This is a genomic window from Pseudomonas sp. GW821-FHT02C04, from assembly GCF_059421845.1.
This window is the reverse complement of sequence record NZ_JBWKVT010000009.1, coordinates 125,408-140,943: the sequence shown is the minus strand read 5'-3', so window position 1 is coordinate 140,943 and position 15,536 is coordinate 125,408. Positions and strand designations below refer to the sequence as shown.

Sequence of the window (15,536 nt, the reverse complement as noted above, 5' to 3'; positions counted from 1 at the left end):
ATCATGAATATGCATGTTCCAGCTTCAAAACCAGCGGTAGTTGCCAAGTCGGCAGAAGCGCCCAAAACCGCGATCAGCGCCCTGTGGCGTCCGGCGCTGGTGCAGGCGTTCGTCAAGCTCGACCCGCGCCAACTGGTGCGCTCGCCAGTGATGCTGGTGGTCGAACTGACGGCGATCTTCACTACCGTGTTGTGCTTCATTCCGGACAACGTCGTGCCGACCTTCGTCGCGGCGCAAATTGCCCTGTGGCTGTGGTTCACCGTGCTGTTCGCTAACTTCGCCGAAGCACTGGCCGAAGGTCGTGGCAAGGCCCGGGCCGACAGCCTCAAGGCTGGCAGCGAAGGCCTGAGCGCCCGTCGCAAACTGGCCAACGGCAGCTTTCAGGTAGTGCCGGCCGCCAGCCTGCGCAAGGGCGATGTGGTGCGCGTCGAGGCCGGGGAAATGATCCCCGGTGACGGCGAGGTCATCGAAGGCATCGCGGCGGTCAACGAAGCCGCGATTACCGGTGAATCGGCGCCAGTGATCCGCGAGTCCGGTGGCGACCGTTCCGCCGTCACCGGCAACACGCGGCTGGTGTCCGACTGGTTGCTGGTGAAGATCACCGCCAACCCGGGTGAATCGACCCTCGACCGCATGATCGCGCTGGTCGAAGGCGCCAAACGCCAGAAGACTCCGAACGAAGTGGCGCTGGACATCCTGCTGATCGGCCTGACCCTGATCTTCCTGCTGGTGGTCGTGACCTTGCAGCCATTCGCTCACTTCGCCAATGGCAGCCTGCCGCTGGTGTTCCTGGTGGCGCTGTTGGTCACGCTGATTCCGACCACCATCGGCGGTCTGCTGTCGGCGATCGGTATCGCCGGGATGGATCGTCTGGTGCGCCTGAACGTGATTGCCAAGTCTGGTCGTGCAGTGGAAGCAGCGGGCGACGTGCACGTGTTGCTGCTGGACAAGACCGGCACTATCACCTTCGGCAACCGTCGTTGCAGCGCGGTGTATGCCGCCCCCGGCGTAAGTGGCCGCGAGTTGGCCGAAGGCGCGCTGTTTGCTTCGCTCGCCGACGAAACCGCCGAAGGCAAGTCCATCGTCGAGTACCTGCGTGGCCTGCATCCGCAAGCGGAACCTGCGCTGGAGGTATTGACCGCCGTGCCGTTCAGCGCGGAAACCCGCTTGTCCGGTGTCGACTATCAGGGCCGCGTATTCCGCAAAGGTGCAGTGGATTCGTTGCTGGGGTTTATCGGTCAACAACGTTCGGATCTGGCCCCGAGCCTGTCTCGTGAAATCGACAAGATTGCCCAGAGCGGTGGCACGCCGTTGCTGGTCTGCGCCGACGGCAAACTGCTCGGTGCGATTCATCTGAAAGACGTGGTCAAACCGGGTATCCGCGAGCGTTTCGCCGAGCTGCGCAAGCTGGGGATTCGCACGGTGATGGTCACCGGCGACAACCCGCTGACCGCTGCCGCGATTGCCGCTGAAGCAGGCGTCGACGACGTGCTGGCCGAAGCCACACCGGAGAAAAAACTGGCGCGCATCCGTCACGAGCAGAACGACGGTCGTCTGGTCGCGATGTGCGGTGACGGCGCCAACGATGCCCCGGCGCTGGCCCAGGCTGACGTCGGCATGGCGATGAACGACGGCACTCAGGCGGCGCGCGAAGCGGCCAACATGGTCGACCTCGACAGCGATCCAACCAAACTGCTGGACGTGGTGCAGATCGGCAAGGAATTGCTGGTGACCCGTGGCGCGCTGACGACTTTTTCCATCGCCAACGACGTGGCCAAGTACTTCGCGATCCTGCCGGCGCTGTTCGCTGCGATCTACCCGCAACTGGGCGTGCTGAACATCATGCACCTGAGCAGTCCGCAGAGCGCGATCCTGTCGGCCATCGTCTTTAACGCTCTGATCATCGTCGTGCTGATCCCACTGGCCCTGCGCGGCGTGCGGGTGCAGGCGGCGAGTGCGGCGGCGCTGCTGCGCCGCAACCTGCTGATCTATGGCCTGGGCGGGATTCTGGTGCCGTTCGTGGGGATCAAGGCGATCGACATGCTGTTGACGGCGTTGCATCTGGTTTGAACCTGAACAGCGGTGTGCCGGGCACACCGCTTCAAGCACGAATTCGAGGAGTCTGAAATGTCCACAATGATCCGTCCGGCCCTGAGCCTGCTGGTGCTGATGACCCTGGTCACCGGCGTTGCCTATCCGCTGGTGGTCACCGGAGTCGCGCAAGTCGCATTCCCCGAGCAGGCCAACGGCAGCCTGGTGCACGACGCCGAAGGCAAGGTGCGCGGCTCGTCCCTGATCGCTCAGGATTTTGTCGGCGATGCGTGGTTCCATCCACGTCCTTCAGCCGGTGCCTTTGCCACCGTGTCGAGCAGCGCGAGTAACCTGGCGCCGAGCAATCCGGCGTTGGCCACGCGGGTGATCGATGACGCCAACAAGTTGCAGGTGCCCGGTCAGGGCCCGGTGCCACTGGCGCTGCTGACCACGTCCGGCAGCGGTCTCGATCCGCACTTGCCACCGGCCGCGATTGCCTATCAACTGGCGCGTGTCGCGGCAGCGCGCAATGTGCCGGTGGCGACCCTGCAGCAGTTGCTGGACGCACACATCGAACAGCCGCTGGTGGGCCCGCCGGTGGTGAATGTGCTGGCGCTGAACATGGCGCTGGAAAAGCTGTAATGAATCAATCAGGAAGAGACCTTCAAGCATGAGTGACTCCGGCCGCGCCGACGCGCTGTTAGCAGACCTGCCCCGCGACGGCCGTGGCCGGCTCAAGGTTTTTCTCGGCGCCGCGCCGGGCGTGGGCAAGACCTACGCGATGTTGCAGGCGGCTCACAGCCAGTTGCGTCAGGGCGTGAAAGTCATCGCCGGCGTGGTCGAAACCCACGGTCGCGCCGAGACCGAAGCGCTGCTCGGCGGCTTACCGCAACTGCCGCTGGTGCGTTCGGAATACCGTGGCGTGACGCTGGAGGAAATGGACCTCGACGGCCTGCTCGCAGCAAAACCGAAACTGGTGCTGGTCGACGAACTGGCCCACAGCAACGCTCCCGGCAGTCGCCATGCCAAACGCTGGCAGGACATTCAGGAACTGCTCGCCGCCGGCATCGACGTCTACACCACCGTCAACGTCCAGCACCTGGAAAGCCTCAACGATCAGGTGCGCGGCATCACCGGCGTGCAGGTGCGTGAAACCCTGCCGGACTGGGTGCTGCAGGAAGCCTACGAACTGCTGCTGATCGACCTGCCGCCTCGGGAACTGCTCGAGCGCTTGCGCGAGGGCAAGGTCTACGTGCCGGAACAGGCACGGGCCGCGATCGATGCGTTTTTCACCCAGACCAACCTCACCGCACTGCGTGAACTGGCGATGCAGACCGCCGCGGCGCAGGTCGATAACGATCTTGCCCAGGGCTATCGCCAGCTCGGCCAGGCTGCGCCGGCGGTGCGCGGACGTTTGCTGGTCGGGGTCGACGGCAATGCCGATGCCGAACGGCTGGTGCGTCATGCCAGTCGCGTCGCCCAGCGTCGGCATTTGCCGTGGAGTCTGGTGCACGTCGATAACGGCAGCGTGCGCGATGAACAAACACGCCTGCGCCTGCAAAGCGCCCAGCAACTGGCCGAGCGGCTTGGCGGCGAAGTGGTGTTGTTGCGGGCCGGCGAAGTGGCGAAGACCTTGATCCAGCACGCCACCGAGCGCCGGGCAAGTCTGGTGCTGGTCGGCCAGTCGCGGCCGAGCCTGCGTCGGCGCTTGTTCGGCGGTGGTCTGGCGGCGCGTTTGTTGCGTCAGTCCCACGGTCTGGAAATCAACGTGCTGGACAGTGATCACAAACAACATTCGGCACGCCTGCGGACGGCGCCCGCTCTGGTGTGGTTCGACTATGCGCTGGCACTGGTGGCGACCATTCTGGCCAGTGCGCTGGCGTGGGCGGTGTCCAGCGTATTGCCGTTGCCGAACATCTCGCTGGTGTTCCTCGCCGCAGTATTGCTGGTGGCGGTGCGCAGCAGCCTTGGGCCGTCGCTGGCCTGTGCGGCACTGTCGTTTCTGACCTATGACTTTCTGTTTATCCCGCCGAATTTTTCCTTCGCTATCCAGCGCGAAGAAGACGTACTGACCTTGCTGTTCTTCCTGCTGATGGCGGCGCTCACCGGTAACCTGGCGGCGCGTCAGCGTCGGCAATTGCAGGCGTTGCGCGATACCCAGGAAGAGACCACCGAACTGCTCGACCTGTCGCGCAAACTGACTGCCGCCACCGACCGTCAGGCCGTGGTCAGTGCCGCTGCGCAGCACCTCAATGGCTGGAGCGATCTGCAATTGTGCCTGCTCAATCGCGATGGCCAGGGCGGCTGGAAAGTCGAGACCGGCGGGCCGCTGCAATTCACCGATGCGGAACGCGCCGCCGCCGACTGGGCCTGGCAACACGATCAACCGGCGGGCATGGGCACCGGCACCTTGCCGTTCGGTCGCTGGTGGTGGTGGCCGCTGTCGGTGGAAGACGGGCCGCTGGCGCTGCTCGGTGTGTGTGCCAAAGAAGGCCAGACATTGAGCGGGCAACGCCGTCGCTTGCTGACCGCGCTGAGCCAGCCGCTGGCCCAGGCATTGGCCCGGGCGCAACTGGCCGATGACCTGGAAGCCGCGCGCCTGCACGGCGAAACCGAACAGCTGCGCAGCGCCTTGCTGGCCTCGGTGTCTCACGATCTGCGCACGCCGCTGACGTCGATGCGCGGCAGCATCGACAGCCTGCTGGCCCTAGGCGAAGCGATCCCGCTGGAGGATCGCCGCGAGTTGCTCGAAGGCACTCGCGATGAAGCCGAGCGTCTCGACCGTTACATCCAGAATCTGCTGGACATGACTCGCCTCGGTCACGGCGCCCTGAAACTGGCGCGGGACTGGGTATCGCCGGCGGACATTGTCGGCAGTGCGCTCAATCGTCTGCGGGCGGTGCTGTCATCGTTGCAAGTGAGCACGGATGTGCCGGCCGAGTTGCCGCTGCTGTTCGTCCATGCCGCGTTGATCGAACAGGCGCTGGTCAACGTGCTGGAAAACGCCGCGCGGTTTTCGCCGTCCCACGGCCGTCTGCAATTGCGTGCCGGCGCGGATGACAGCGAGGTGTTTTTCTCGGTCAGTGATGAAGGGCCGGGGATTCCCGTCGATGAACGAGCGAAGATTTTCGACATGTTCTACACCGCCGCCCGGGGGGATCGTGGCGGGCAGGGCACGGGCCTGGGGCTGGCGATCTGTCAGGGCATGGTCGGCGCCCATGGCGGGCGCATCAGTGTCGGCGACGGTATCGACGGACACGGCACCTGCATCACCCTGCACCTGCCTTTGCAGGCGCAACCGGGGATGGACGGTGAAGCCTGATCCGCGCTGCGCTACTCTCTTGCCACTCTTTTGTGTTGATGTGAACTCATGACTCAGACCGCGACCATTTTGGTCATCGATGACGAACCGCAGATCCGCAAGTTCCTGCGCATCAGCCTCGTTTCCCAAGGCTACAAAGTGCTGGAGGCCGGCACCGGTGCCGAAGGCCTGGCTCAGGCTGCGCTGAACAAACCTGACCTGTTGGTGCTCGACCTCGGCCTGCCGGACATGGACGGCCAACAAGTTTTGCGCGAGTTTCGCGAATGGGCCACGGCGCCGGTGCTGGTGCTGTCGGTGCGCGCCAGCGAAGGGCAGAAAGTCCAGGCGCTGGATGGCGGCGCCAATGATTACGTGACCAAGCCGTTCGGCATTCAGGAGTTTCTCGCCCGGGTCCGCGCGTTATTGCGCCAGGCGCCGGCCGGAGAAGCGCAGCAAGCGGCGTTGGTGTTTGGCCCGCTGACGGTGGACCTGGCCTATCGCCGGGTGCTGCTCGACGGCGTCGAAGTCGCCCTGACCCGCAAGGAATACGCCGTGCTGGCGCAACTGGCGCGGCACCCGGGACGGGTGATCACCCAGCAGCAATTGCTCAAGGACATCTGGGGCCCGACCCACACCGAGGACAGTCACTATCTGCGGATCGTGGTGGGACACCTGCGTCAGAAGCTGGCGGACGATCCGACCCGGCCACGGTTCATCGTGACCGAGGCCGGCGTTGGTTATCGGTTGTTGAACGAGAACAGCCTTTAGTTCTGTTCACTCTCGTAGCGGTCGAGGGTGTCCCGGGCGATCTCGCGGCCCAGCGCGATCAGCTCCGGCGCCTTGTAGAACTCGAAGAACCGGCACACCCGCTTCGGCACGTTGATCAGGATGTCCGGCGGATACCCGGCGATCTTGTACTGCGCCAGCGAGGTCTGCATCACCTCGAAACTCTGGTTGATCAAGTCCAGCAATGACGCCGGCCCGACGTTATCGATGATGAACGAACCGGTGGCGGATTTCGGGGCGCCGTCACGTTCGGGGGCGGCGGCCGGTTGCTGGGTTTCAGGCTCCGCGCCTTCGACCCACGGATTGATCTCCGCCGCTTCGGCGCGCAGTGCTTCCTGTTCCAGCAACAGCAATTGCTCGGCCTGTTTGCGGCGGAACGGCATCTTCGATCCCAGCGAACTGATCAGGCTGTCGAAGCGTGTGCGGAACGCGGCAGGGCGCTGTATCACCGGCAATTTGTAATGACGCTGGTTGGTCGAGTTGAGATTGACCGCGATGATCAGGTCGCAGTGGCTCGATACCACTGGCACGATCGGCAGCGGGTTGAGAATCCCGCCGTCCACCAGCATCCGGTTGCCTTGCATGACTGGCGTGAACAGGCTGGGAATCGCCGCCGAGGCGCGCATCGCCTGATGCAGGCAGCCTTCCTGAAACCAGATTTCCTGTTGATTGGTGAGGTCGGCGGCCACCGCCGTGTAAGGGATGCGCAGGTCTTCGATGTTGATCTCGCCGACGATCTTGCGGATCTGGCCGAAGACCTTTTCGCCACGGATCGCACCGAGGCGAAAGCTCACGTCCACCAGCCGCAGCACATCGAGATAATCCAGGCTTTCGATCCAGTTGCGGTACTCGTCGAGTTTGCCGGCGGCGTAGATCCCGCCGACCACAGCGCCCATCGAACAACCGGCAATACAGGCGATGTCGTAACCACGCCGTTCAATCTCTTCGATGACCCCGATATGGGCATAGCCCCGGGCGCCACCGGAGCCCAGCACCAGTGCGACACGCTTTTTCATCAGACTTCCTCCCCGACAGGTTTCCACAATGCACCCATCGAGGGCCGGGCTACAATCGTCACGGTCGTTCGGGGTGGCAGTGGCGTCGTTATTTCGATACTTCATGACCCGCTGGCGTTATCTTTCTCCATGCGGTGGATTCACGGGGCACAAGGCACTTTTTCACCACCCGAACGTCTTAACTGCACGACTGTTGACCTATCTTTGAGGTGTAAGTGATGAAAGCCTGGATCTGTGTGCCCTTGATTGCCCTGGCATTGGCCGGTTGCGCCGGCAAGACCGCCTACCGCGACAGCTGCGGCAGCCAGCTTGATGCGGCGTGGCATGAACTGGATCTGGCCAAGGCCGAGGGTTTCGCCGGCACGGTCAGCTACTCCAAAGCCCTGTCGTTGCTGACAGCGGCCAAGACTCAGCAGCAATTCGAGGGATTCGAGGGTTGCAGCAAAAAAGCCGAGAAGGCGCGTTTCTACATTCGCGAATCCCGCGCCGGGCGCTAAGCTGCTGACGTAGCGCAAGGGCGGGTGCCTTGCGCAGATGCACACTCATGCAACGCCATTGAATTCAGGAGCAAGTAATGTCTGCGTTGGTTGACCGGTTGGTGGCTCATGTACTAAGCCTGGAAGTCAGGCTGCTGGCCTGTCAGGCACGTTTGACCGCTCGGACCGACCCTGAGGCGCTGCATGATCTGCGAACCACCGTGCGCCGCTTGCGCAGCCTGTTGCGGCCATTGCGCGGTTTGCCCGGTGTCGAGCAACTGGAAGTCGCGGCGGCTGGCGTCGGGCAAGTGACCACGCCATGGCGCGATCGCGAGGTGCTGGCGGCGTATCTGCTCGAACATGGTCAACCTGAGGCCGCGCAGCGGCGCATGGCGCAGATGGCCGAGGCTTATCCGGCATTGGCGGCCAGTGCGGAAGTGGCTTCGCTGCTGATGATCCTCGATGCGTTTCCGCGATTCCTGCGGGCATCCCAGCGTCAGGGATTGCTCAATGATCTGGACGAACGCATCGAAAAACGCCTGGGCAAACAATGGAAGAACCTCGACGTGGCGCTGCACGATCCTGCCCACGACCGTCATCGCCTGCGTCTGCTGATCAAGCGTGTGCGTTACGGCATCGAAGCCTATCCCGAACTCGATCGCCTGCCGAAACCCGCGTTGGAGCGTCTGAAGTCCGCACAGGGCGCGCTGGGTGACTGGCACGATTGCTGGCAATGGCTGGCGAAGGCCGAACAGGAAGCGGATCTGCAACCCTGCGTCGCCACCTGGCAGGCAACCATGATCAAGGCCGAAAGCAAGGCGGACCGGGTGCTGGAAAAGCTCAGCGCAGCCTGCTTCAAGTCCTGAAACCCTCTACAGCTCGGCGCGCTGTCTTATCTGTCAGTCTCTTTGACCGGAATGGACGCTGCGCCGCTCTGCCGCGCTGGTTAAGATCCGGTCACTCCCTTTTTCGTGTCCGAGGTTCCCATGCGCTTTTGCGATCTGATCGATGCTGTCCGTCGTCAACCCGAGGTCACGATTCCTGCCGAGTGGGGGCAGGGCCGGGCCAGTTTTGGCGGATTGGTTGCCGCGCTGCAATTTGAAGTGATGCGCACTCGGGTGCCAGCCGATCGGCCGGTGCGTTCGCTGGCCATCAGTTTTGTCGGCCCGGTCGAGCCCGAGGTGCCGGTGAGCTTCGAGGTCGAGGTACTGCGCGAAGGCAAAGCGGTCAGTCAGGTGCTGGGGCGCGCCGTGCAGAACGGCCAGGTGGTGACGATGGTGCAAGGCAGCTTCGGTGCTTCGCGCCCGTCGGAAGTGGCGGTTGAAGCCTATCCGGCACCCGAGATGAAGCATTGGGACGACTGCCAGGAGCTGCCGTACATCAAAGGTGTGACCCCGGAGTTCATGCGCCATCTGGCGATGCGCTGGAGTGTCGGCGGTATGCCGTTCACCGGCAATCAATCGCGGCTGATGGGTGGCTGGGTGCGCTTGCGCGGGGATGTGAAGGAAGAACCGGTCAACGAGGCGCACCTGCTGGCGCTGGTCGATGCCTGGCCGCCTGCCTTGTTGCCGTATCTGAAGAAACCCGCACCGGGCAGCACACTGACCTGGACCATCGAATTCGTTCAGCCATTACACGACTTGAGCACGCTGGACTGGTGCCAGTATCTGGCGGACATCGAGTACGCCGCCGACGGTTACGGCCACGTTGCCGCCAAACTGTGGAGCGCCCAGGGTGAACTGATCGCCATGAGCCGGCAAACGGTGACGATCTTCGCCTGACTCAATGACGGCGGTGACGTTCACGCCAGGCGCGATACCAGCCGCCACTGAGAAAGAACCGTGGGAACGTCAGAAACTGCTCGACCAGCAGGCGCGATACCGCGTCCTTGCGATCACTGAACGGCTCGGAGGCTTGCGCCTCCAGGCTGTGGCCGTGGCGCTGCAGGCCCAGCGCCGCGATGATGCCGATCACGCCGATGGCCACGCTCGCCAGACTCAGGCTGAACACGCCCGAGACGATCAACAGAAACGCAACGATGAACAGCGGCACGGCGATCAGGTGCAATACCAGATTGGTCGGGTGCTGATGATTGGCCGGGTACGCGCGCCATTGCCACGCGGGAAGGTTGGGGTGACGTTTGCCCATGTTGTTGCTCCTCAATCCATGTTCGATTCATGGTTGAAGAATAGGCCCGGGCGGGCAGGGCGGCGAATCAAGGTTGGCTATTGCAGTGATAGGGACAATGGCCATTCTTGATGTTGCCCCTAGAGCTTCAGCTGACCGATCGCCTTGTTCAGCTCACCGGCCAGCGTCGCCAGCTCGTTACTGGTGGTCGCCGAATCCACGGTCTGCTGCACCGTGTTCTCCGTCACATCACGAATGCTCACCACCGCGCGGTTCATCTCTTCGGCCACCTGGCTTTGCTGTTCCGCCGCCACGGCAATCTGCGTGTTGCTCTCGCGCATCTGCGCTACCGCCCCGGTGATTTCCGCCAGTGCTTCTCCTGCCTCTTGCGCTTGCTGCACGCAGTCGTCGGCCTTGTACGAGCTCTCCTGCATGAAGTCCACCGCATCGCGGGTGCCGGCCTGCAGCGCCGACACCATGGTGGTGATTTCATCGGTGGAGGTCTGCACGCGCTTGGCGAGGTTGCGTACTTCATCGGCGACCACCGCAAACCCGCGACCCATTTCCCCGGCGCGCGCCGCTTCAATGGCGGCATTGAGGGCCAGCAGATTGGTCTGTTCGGCGATGCTGTGAATCACGCTGACCACGCCGTTGATCTTCTGGCTGTCCTCGGCCAGGCGCTGGATCATTTCGGCAGTCTGCTGCACGCCGCTGGACAGGCCGGCAATCGAATGCTGGACGCGGGTCACCACTTGCTGACCGCTGCCGGCCAGGCCATCGGCGGTCTGCGACAGGTCACGGGTGGCGCCGGCGTGCTGGGCGATGTGGTAGACGGTGGCGGTCATTTCATTGATCGCCGTGGCGGCCTGATCGGTTTCGCTCTGCTGGCCGAGCATGCCATGGCGCACCTCGTTCATGCTCGAGGCCAGCCGTGCAGCACCGACATCCAGTTGCCGCGCGGTGTTGGCCACGGTGGTGACCACCCGCTGGTAGCCGGCCTGCATCGCATTGAACGCATTGGCCATCTGGCCGACTTCGTCCTTGCAGGCCAACGGCACCCGGGCCGAAAGATCGCCGGTTTTTTCGACGTGCAGCATCACGTCTTTGAGCGTGTTGAGCTGGCTGAGCAGGAAGCGGATCAGCAACTGTGAAGCACCGAGCATCGCCAACATCAAAATGAACACCGCCACCGCATAGTTGGCGAAGCGCTCACTGAATACCTGGCTCAGGCTCGGCGCGAAAGCAATCACCGCAACCTGGCCGTCGGCACGGCTGAATACCTCGGCGCCGAGTAGCGGGTTTTCGCCAAACAGCGGCAAGTGGCTGATGTCGACCCAGCCGTTGCTGTCGGTGATTTCCAGCAGCGGTTGATCGTTGAGGCGCGGTGCTTCACCGCGTTTGAAGGTCAGCACCTGATCGGACTTGGGCAGGGCCTGATCCGCAGGCCAGGCCTTGAGCAGTTGCGCCTGCGCCTGTGCCGACACCTGCGCGGCATGGCTGCGGGCCTGCTGTTCGAGCTGTACCGCGTACAAGACCAACAACAGGGTGGTGACGAAGGCGACCGCATTGACCGCCCAGAATTTGTATTTCAGCGAGATATTGCTAAGCCAGGCACCCATGGAGGTCTTCTCTGATAGCGGAAACAGTTTTGGCAAGGTGCCAGCATTGTGCCGCTACGCAGGTGTCCGGATCTTGATGTGCATCAACAAGTGACGCGTTCCCATGGATTTAGGGCAGGGAGGGCAAACCGTAGAACGCCCGGGCGCAGGCGGTGGTGTGGGCCGCGAGGTCCTCCTCGCTTTCGCCTCGATGTAACGCCACTTCGCGCAGTACTTCGGTCAGGTACGCCGGTTCGTTACGCCCGTTTTTCGGTTTTGGCCGCAGGGTGCGCGGCAGCAAGTACGGCGCATCGCTTTCCAGCATCAGGCGACCCCGTTTGATCTCTTTCACCAACGGGTGCAAATGGGTGCCGCGACGCTCGTCACAGATCCAGCCGGTGATGCCGATGTGCAGGTCGAGGTCGAGGTAACTGAACAGCGCTTTCTGCTCGCCGGTGAAGCAATGCACCACGGCGGCAGGCAATTGGTCACGGAAGTCACGGAGAATTTCCAGCAAGCGCTGGCTGGCATCGCGCTCATGGAGGAACACCGGCAATTGCAGTTCCACAGCCAGGGCCAGATGCTCTTCGAGGACTTTTTCCTGTTGCGGACGCGGCGAGAAATCACGGTTGAAATCCAGCCCGCATTCACCCACCGCCACCACGTTCGATTCCTTCAGCAGACTGCGCAGACGCCGTGCGCTGTCGCCGTTCCAGTCACTGGCCGAATGCGGGTGAATACCGGCGGTGGCGAACAGTCGCTGCCCGTCCGGATCCAGTTGCTGGCACAGTTCCAGCGCCTGTTCGCTGCCCTCGACGCTGGTGCCGGTGAGCACCAGTTGGCAGACCCCGGCAGTGTAGGCGCGGTCGAGTACGGCCTGGTGTTTGTCGGCGAAACTGGGGTTGGTCAGGTTGACGCCGATATCGATGAGTTGCATGGTGCTACCTCGGGCCGAAGGCCGGAAAGCATATCAGAGCGGTAGATTTAAAAGAAAAACCAAGAACTACAACGGCTTATGGCTGTCTGTTGAGGCCGCGAGGCAGGATGGGGTGACAGGGTTGCCATCACTGTGCCAGTCTCTCGCACTTTATCAGCGCTTCAGGCGCTCTGTTTTCGTCGGTGTTTTACGATCGCTCAGCGGTGAAAACACCCCGTATTCTTTCCGGAGAGTGGATGGTTCGTCCCTCGGTTTTGCTACTGCTGTGTGGTTCGTTGCTGCTGCCGATGACGGCGGTCGCGCGCCTGCCCGGGCCGCTGCAAGCCGTGCCGGCCGCCAAGGTCCGCGACCTGACCGACATCCGCAACAGCCGCGTGCTGCGGGTGCTGGTCAACCAGAGCCGCAACAGCTCCGGCGAAGTTCAGGGCCAGACCATCGGCGTCGAATATCACCGTTTGCGCGCCTTCGAGCAGTACCTCAATGGCCACGCCCGCGACGGCCAGGAAATCACCCTCAAGATCATTCCCAAAGCCAAGGATCAATTGCTCGGCGCGTTGCAGCGTGGCGAAGGCGATCTGGTAGCGCCGGGCGAGCTGCTTGACCTGCAACCGGGTCACGCGGTCGCCAGCAGCGAACCGATCGCCAGCAACGTGCCGCTGGTGCTGGTCGGCATCAAGGGTGAGAAGCGCTACACCAAGGTCGAGCAACTCGCCGGCAAAACCCTGGCGCTGCCCACCGGCAGTGCGGCGGGGGAGGCGGTCAGCCAGCTCAACCAGAAACTGGCGCTGCACAAACTGGCGCCGATCAAGATCGAATGGGTCGATCCTACGTTGGCCGTCGAGGACGTGCTGGAAATGGTCCAGGGCGGCATCTTCCACCTGACCATCGTCGAGCAACCGATTGCCGAGCGCTGGGGGAAAATTCTGCCCAAACTGCGCTTCGACCGGCAGTTGATGATCAGCGAGCCGGGCGAGGAATACTGGTTCGTGCGGCGCGATGCCTCGATGCTGCGAGCGAGCATCGACCGCTTCCTGACCGGCTACAAGACGCCGTCGAACGAAGACGCGGCGTTTCTGCGGATCTACCGTCGCCTCTATCAAGTTCACTATCCATTGGCCAAGGCTGACCGCCAGCGCCTGGAAAAACTGCGTCCGACCCTGCAAAAGCATGCCGAAGCGCAGAACATGGACTGGCTCAACCTGGCAGCACTGGCGTTCAAGGAGTCGGCACTGCAACCCAGCGCGCGCAGCGGTAGCGGCCCGACCGGGCTGATGCAGATCACCCCGTCCGCCGCGCAGCGGGTCGGCGTCAACAACATCCAGAATCTTGATGCGAATGTGCAGGCCGGGGCCAAGTACCTGGCGATGATCCGTCGCAAGTTCTTCAACAGCCCCAAGCTCAACGAGCGTGAGCGCATGGCGTTCACCCTGGCCGCCTACAACATCGGCCCGGAGCGTGTGCAGGGCATGCGCGCCGAGGCCCGGCGCCGTGGGCTGAACCCCAACCAGTGGTTCTTCCAGGTCGAACGCATCGCGATGGAGCAGGTGGGCATGGGCGCCGTCAGCTATGTTAATAGCGTGAACAAGTATTACTTGGCGTTCGACCGGGAGCGGGAGTCGTTGGAGCCCCGGGGGCAGAAAGTTGTCTCACGTAAATGATCTAATAAATTGATTGTTATGGCGGAATATTTGCGCTTTTAACATAAATTTAACTGATTAATATGGCGGCCAACCAACAAGCACTTCTCACAACAAGGAATCGAAACATGAGCTCTCTGATCAACAAGGTCCTGTTCACCCGCGCTGGCTACGGTCTGACCATTCTGCGCATCGCCGTCGGCGTGATCTTCGCCGCCCACGGTTCGCAGAAACTCTTCGGCCTGTTCGGTGGCTACGGCCTGGCGGGCACTGCGCAATACATGGAAAGCATCGGTCTGACCCCGGGTTACCTGATGGCGACGCTGGCGGGCGGTACTGAGTTCTTCGCCGGTCTGGCATTGATCATCGGTCTGCTGGTGCGTCCGGCGGCACTCGGGCTGACCTTCCTGTCGCTGGTGGCGATCTTCACCGTACACATCAGCAACGGTCTGTTCATGGCCAACAACGGTTACGAGTTCGCCCTGGCTCTGCTCGGTGGCAGCCTCGCGGTGCTGATCGAAGGCGCCGGCAAGCTCTCGGTAGACCGCGCCATCGCCGGTTGACCGCTCTGGTTCAAGCAAAAGGCCCGCATTGTGCGGGCCTTTTTTGTTGTGGCTGATTCTTGACACTGGCTGGTCACGTTCTCTAGGATGCCGCTCATGCGCCGATTTAAACAGCTACTTGCGGGGCGCCAGGTGACTATTCTTCAGTTGCCGTCAGAAGCCGGAACAGGGCTTCGAAATACCGCTAAAGCGCTGGTTCGGTGTTGCCTCTCACCTGCCATGCAGACTTTTGAGGCAGAGACACGACACGATGAATGCACTTCGCCCTCCAGCACGTCCCGCGCCGATCACGGCACATATCACCCAGCGCAATCCAAAAATCCTGCTTGGCGGCAAACACCAGCCGACGCTGTTGCGTTATCTCGATGGCTGGCCACGTCGCAGCGGCGGTCCTGCCGCATTCCTGATCCAGTTTGTCGAAGACGGCGAGTCGCTCGCGCGTTTTGCCGATGACAGTTTTGACCTGGCGGTGATTCAGGCGCCGAGCCTCGAAGATGCCCCGGAAATGATCAGGCAACTGACCCGCGTCGCACGCCAGGGCTTGATCACCCGGCGTTAAGCGTCAGGGATAGTCGATCGCCACGATGTAAACGAATTGCTCGCCGGTTGGCGTCTGTACCCGAACCTCGGCGTCCAGCGCCTTGCCGATCAAGGCACGGGCCAGCGGCGAGTCGATGCTGATCAGGCCCAGTTTCAGATCCAGCTCATCCGGGCCGACGATACGGTAGCGCGACTGTTTACCATCCTCGTCTTCGATGGTCACCCAGGCGCCGAAGTAGACCTTGTTCGGATCACTCGGTTTTTCACTGACGACCTTCAGTGCTTCAAGACGCTTGGTGAGAAAACGCACGCGGCTGTCGATCTCGCGCAGCATCTTCTTGCCGTAGGTGTACTCGGCATTCTCCGAACGATCACCCTGAGCCGCCGCTTCGCTGACCGACTGCGTCACCTGTGGGCGGCGCACATGCCAGAGCTCATGGAATTCGGCGCGCATCCGCGCTTCACCTTCGGGGGTGATCAGCGCGGTGCCGGCGGTGCGGGGAGGGCGATAGCGGCTCATGGCA

Annotated in this window: 15 protein-coding genes; 10 read left to right on the top strand and 5 right to left on the bottom strand. The window is 62.6% G+C overall.

Annotated features, from left to right (window positions below; all coding sequences use genetic code 11):
* Positions 1-3 precede the first annotated feature (3 nt).
* Genes kdpB through AC07VV_RS26425 form a run of 4 tightly spaced genes read left to right on the top strand, consistent with a single transcriptional unit; the run spans position 4 to position 6,100 of the window.
* Entirely contained in the window at positions 4-2,070 is a 2,067-nt protein-coding gene (gene kdpB / locus AC07VV_RS26440; RefSeq protein WP_495037925.1) for a potassium-transporting ATPase subunit KdpB, read from the top strand.
* A 57-nt stretch (positions 2,071-2,127) separates the two neighbouring features.
* Complete coding sequence (kdpC, locus tag AC07VV_RS26435; RefSeq protein ID WP_096821049.1) at positions 2,128-2,673, top strand: potassium-transporting ATPase subunit KdpC; 546 nt, start codon at positions 2,128-2,130, stop codon at positions 2,671-2,673.
* Positions 2,674-2,701: 28 nt separating this feature from the next.
* Complete coding sequence (locus AC07VV_RS26430) at positions 2,702-5,353, top strand: DUF4118 domain-containing protein (protein WP_495037924.1); 2,652 nt, start codon at positions 2,702-2,704, stop codon at positions 5,351-5,353.
* A gap of 48 nt (positions 5,354-5,401) precedes the next feature.
* Positions 5,402-6,100 (top strand): response regulator, encoded by a 699-nt coding sequence (locus AC07VV_RS26425; RefSeq protein WP_102620456.1) that lies wholly within the window; start codon positions 5,402-5,404, stop codon positions 6,098-6,100.
* Here AC07VV_RS26425 and AC07VV_RS26420 read toward each other — a convergent pair.
* Positions 6,097-7,134, bottom strand: coding sequence for a patatin-like phospholipase family protein (locus AC07VV_RS26420; protein WP_096821052.1), 1,038 nt, complete (start codon positions 7,132-7,134; stop codon positions 6,097-6,099). The genes AC07VV_RS26425 and AC07VV_RS26420 overlap by 4 nt on opposite strands.
* Positions 7,135-7,352: 218 nt before the next feature.
* On the opposite strand from AC07VV_RS26420, the gene AC07VV_RS26415 reads away from it, so the two are divergent.
* From AC07VV_RS26415 to AC07VV_RS26405, 3 genes are all read left to right on the top strand, one after another.
* Complete coding sequence (locus AC07VV_RS26415) at positions 7,353-7,631, top strand: hypothetical protein (protein WP_041069470.1); 279 nt, start codon at positions 7,353-7,355, stop codon at positions 7,629-7,631.
* Positions 7,632-7,708: 77 nt separating this feature from the next.
* Complete coding sequence (locus AC07VV_RS26410) at positions 7,709-8,476, top strand: CHAD domain-containing protein (RefSeq protein ID WP_495037923.1); 768 nt, start codon at positions 7,709-7,711, stop codon at positions 8,474-8,476.
* A gap of 120 nt (positions 8,477-8,596) precedes the next feature.
* Positions 8,597-9,391, top strand: coding sequence for an acyl-CoA thioesterase (locus AC07VV_RS26405; protein ID WP_495037922.1), 795 nt, complete (start codon positions 8,597-8,599; stop codon positions 9,389-9,391).
* A 1-nt stretch (position 9,392) separates the two neighbouring features.
* Here AC07VV_RS26405 and AC07VV_RS26400 read toward each other — a convergent pair whose 3' ends face one another.
* From AC07VV_RS26400 to AC07VV_RS26390, 3 genes are all read right to left on the bottom strand, one after another.
* Positions 9,393-9,758 carry an Mpo1-like protein gene (locus AC07VV_RS26400; protein ID WP_495037921.1) on the bottom strand — a complete coding sequence of 122 codons (366 nt, stop codon included), beginning with the start codon at positions 9,756-9,758 and terminating at the stop codon, positions 9,393-9,395.
* Positions 9,759-9,877: 119 nt separating this feature from the next.
* Positions 9,878-11,356, bottom strand: coding sequence for a methyl-accepting chemotaxis protein (locus tag AC07VV_RS26395; protein ID WP_495037920.1), 1,479 nt, complete (start codon positions 11,354-11,356; stop codon positions 9,878-9,880).
* Positions 11,357-11,465: 109 nt separating this feature from the next.
* The gene (locus tag AC07VV_RS26390; RefSeq protein ID WP_495037919.1) at positions 11,466-12,272 is read right to left on the bottom strand and encodes a TatD family hydrolase; all 807 of its coding nucleotides are present in this window, start codon (positions 12,270-12,272) and stop codon (positions 11,466-11,468) included.
* A gap of 236 nt (positions 12,273-12,508) precedes the next feature.
* On the opposite strand from AC07VV_RS26390, the gene AC07VV_RS26385 reads away from it, so the two are divergent.
* The 3 genes from AC07VV_RS26385 (at position 12,509) to AC07VV_RS26375 (ending at position 15,031) form a co-directional block, all read left to right on the top strand.
* Positions 12,509-13,930, top strand: a complete 1,422-nt coding sequence (locus AC07VV_RS26385) for an MltF family protein (protein ID WP_495037918.1) — start codon at positions 12,509-12,511, stop codon at positions 13,928-13,930.
* Between the two features lie 107 nt (positions 13,931-14,037).
* Positions 14,038-14,472 (top strand): DoxX family protein, encoded by a 435-nt coding sequence (locus AC07VV_RS26380; protein ID WP_007950955.1) that lies wholly within the window; start codon positions 14,038-14,040, stop codon positions 14,470-14,472.
* A gap of 250 nt (positions 14,473-14,722) precedes the next feature.
* Positions 14,723-15,031 (top strand): class I SAM-dependent methyltransferase, encoded by a 309-nt coding sequence (locus tag AC07VV_RS26375; RefSeq protein WP_495037917.1) that lies wholly within the window; start codon positions 14,723-14,725, stop codon positions 15,029-15,031.
* 3 nt (positions 15,032-15,034) lie between these two features.
* Here the strand turns inward: AC07VV_RS26375 and greB are convergent, their stop codons facing one another.
* Entirely contained in the window at positions 15,035-15,532 is a 498-nt protein-coding gene (gene greB, locus AC07VV_RS26370) for a transcription elongation factor GreB (protein ID WP_003226818.1), read from the bottom strand.
* Between the last annotated feature and the right edge of the window lie 4 nt (positions 15,533-15,536).

Bases quoted from the DNA above. Each gene is read 5' to 3' on its own strand.
- kdpB (WP_495037925.1), top strand. From the start codon at position 4: ATGAATATGCATGTTCCAGCTTCAAAACCAGCGGTAGTTGCCAAGTCG.
- kdpC (WP_096821049.1), top strand. From the start codon at position 2,128: ATGTCCACAATGATCCGTCCGGCCCTGAGCCTGCTGGTGCTGATGACC.
- AC07VV_RS26430 (WP_495037924.1), top strand. From the start codon at position 2,702: ATGAGTGACTCCGGCCGCGCCGACGCGCTGTTAGCAGACCTGCCCCGC.
- AC07VV_RS26425 (WP_102620456.1), top strand. From the start codon at position 5,402: ATGACTCAGACCGCGACCATTTTGGTCATCGATGACGAACCGCAGATC.
- AC07VV_RS26420 (WP_096821052.1), bottom strand. From the start codon at position 7,134: ATGAAAAAGCGTGTCGCACTGGTGCTGGGCTCCGGTGGCGCCCGGGGC.
- AC07VV_RS26415 (WP_041069470.1), top strand. From the start codon at position 7,353: ATGAAAGCCTGGATCTGTGTGCCCTTGATTGCCCTGGCATTGGCCGGT.
- AC07VV_RS26410 (WP_495037923.1), top strand. From the start codon at position 7,709: ATGTCTGCGTTGGTTGACCGGTTGGTGGCTCATGTACTAAGCCTGGAA.
- AC07VV_RS26405 (WP_495037922.1), top strand. From the start codon at position 8,597: ATGCGCTTTTGCGATCTGATCGATGCTGTCCGTCGTCAACCCGAGGTC.
- AC07VV_RS26400 (WP_495037921.1), bottom strand. From the start codon at position 9,758: ATGGGCAAACGTCACCCCAACCTTCCCGCGTGGCAATGGCGCGCGTAC.
- AC07VV_RS26395 (WP_495037920.1), bottom strand. From the start codon at position 11,356: ATGGGTGCCTGGCTTAGCAATATCTCGCTGAAATACAAATTCTGGGCG.
- AC07VV_RS26390 (WP_495037919.1), bottom strand. From the start codon at position 12,272: ATGCAACTCATCGATATCGGCGTCAACCTGACCAACCCCAGTTTCGCC.
- AC07VV_RS26385 (WP_495037918.1), top strand. From the start codon at position 12,509: ATGGTTCGTCCCTCGGTTTTGCTACTGCTGTGTGGTTCGTTGCTGCTG.
- AC07VV_RS26380 (WP_007950955.1), top strand. From the start codon at position 14,038: ATGAGCTCTCTGATCAACAAGGTCCTGTTCACCCGCGCTGGCTACGGT.
- AC07VV_RS26375 (WP_495037917.1), top strand. From the start codon at position 14,723: ATGAATGCACTTCGCCCTCCAGCACGTCCCGCGCCGATCACGGCACAT.
- greB (WP_003226818.1), bottom strand. From the start codon at position 15,532: ATGAGCCGCTATCGCCCTCCCCGCACCGCCGGCACCGCGCTGATCACC.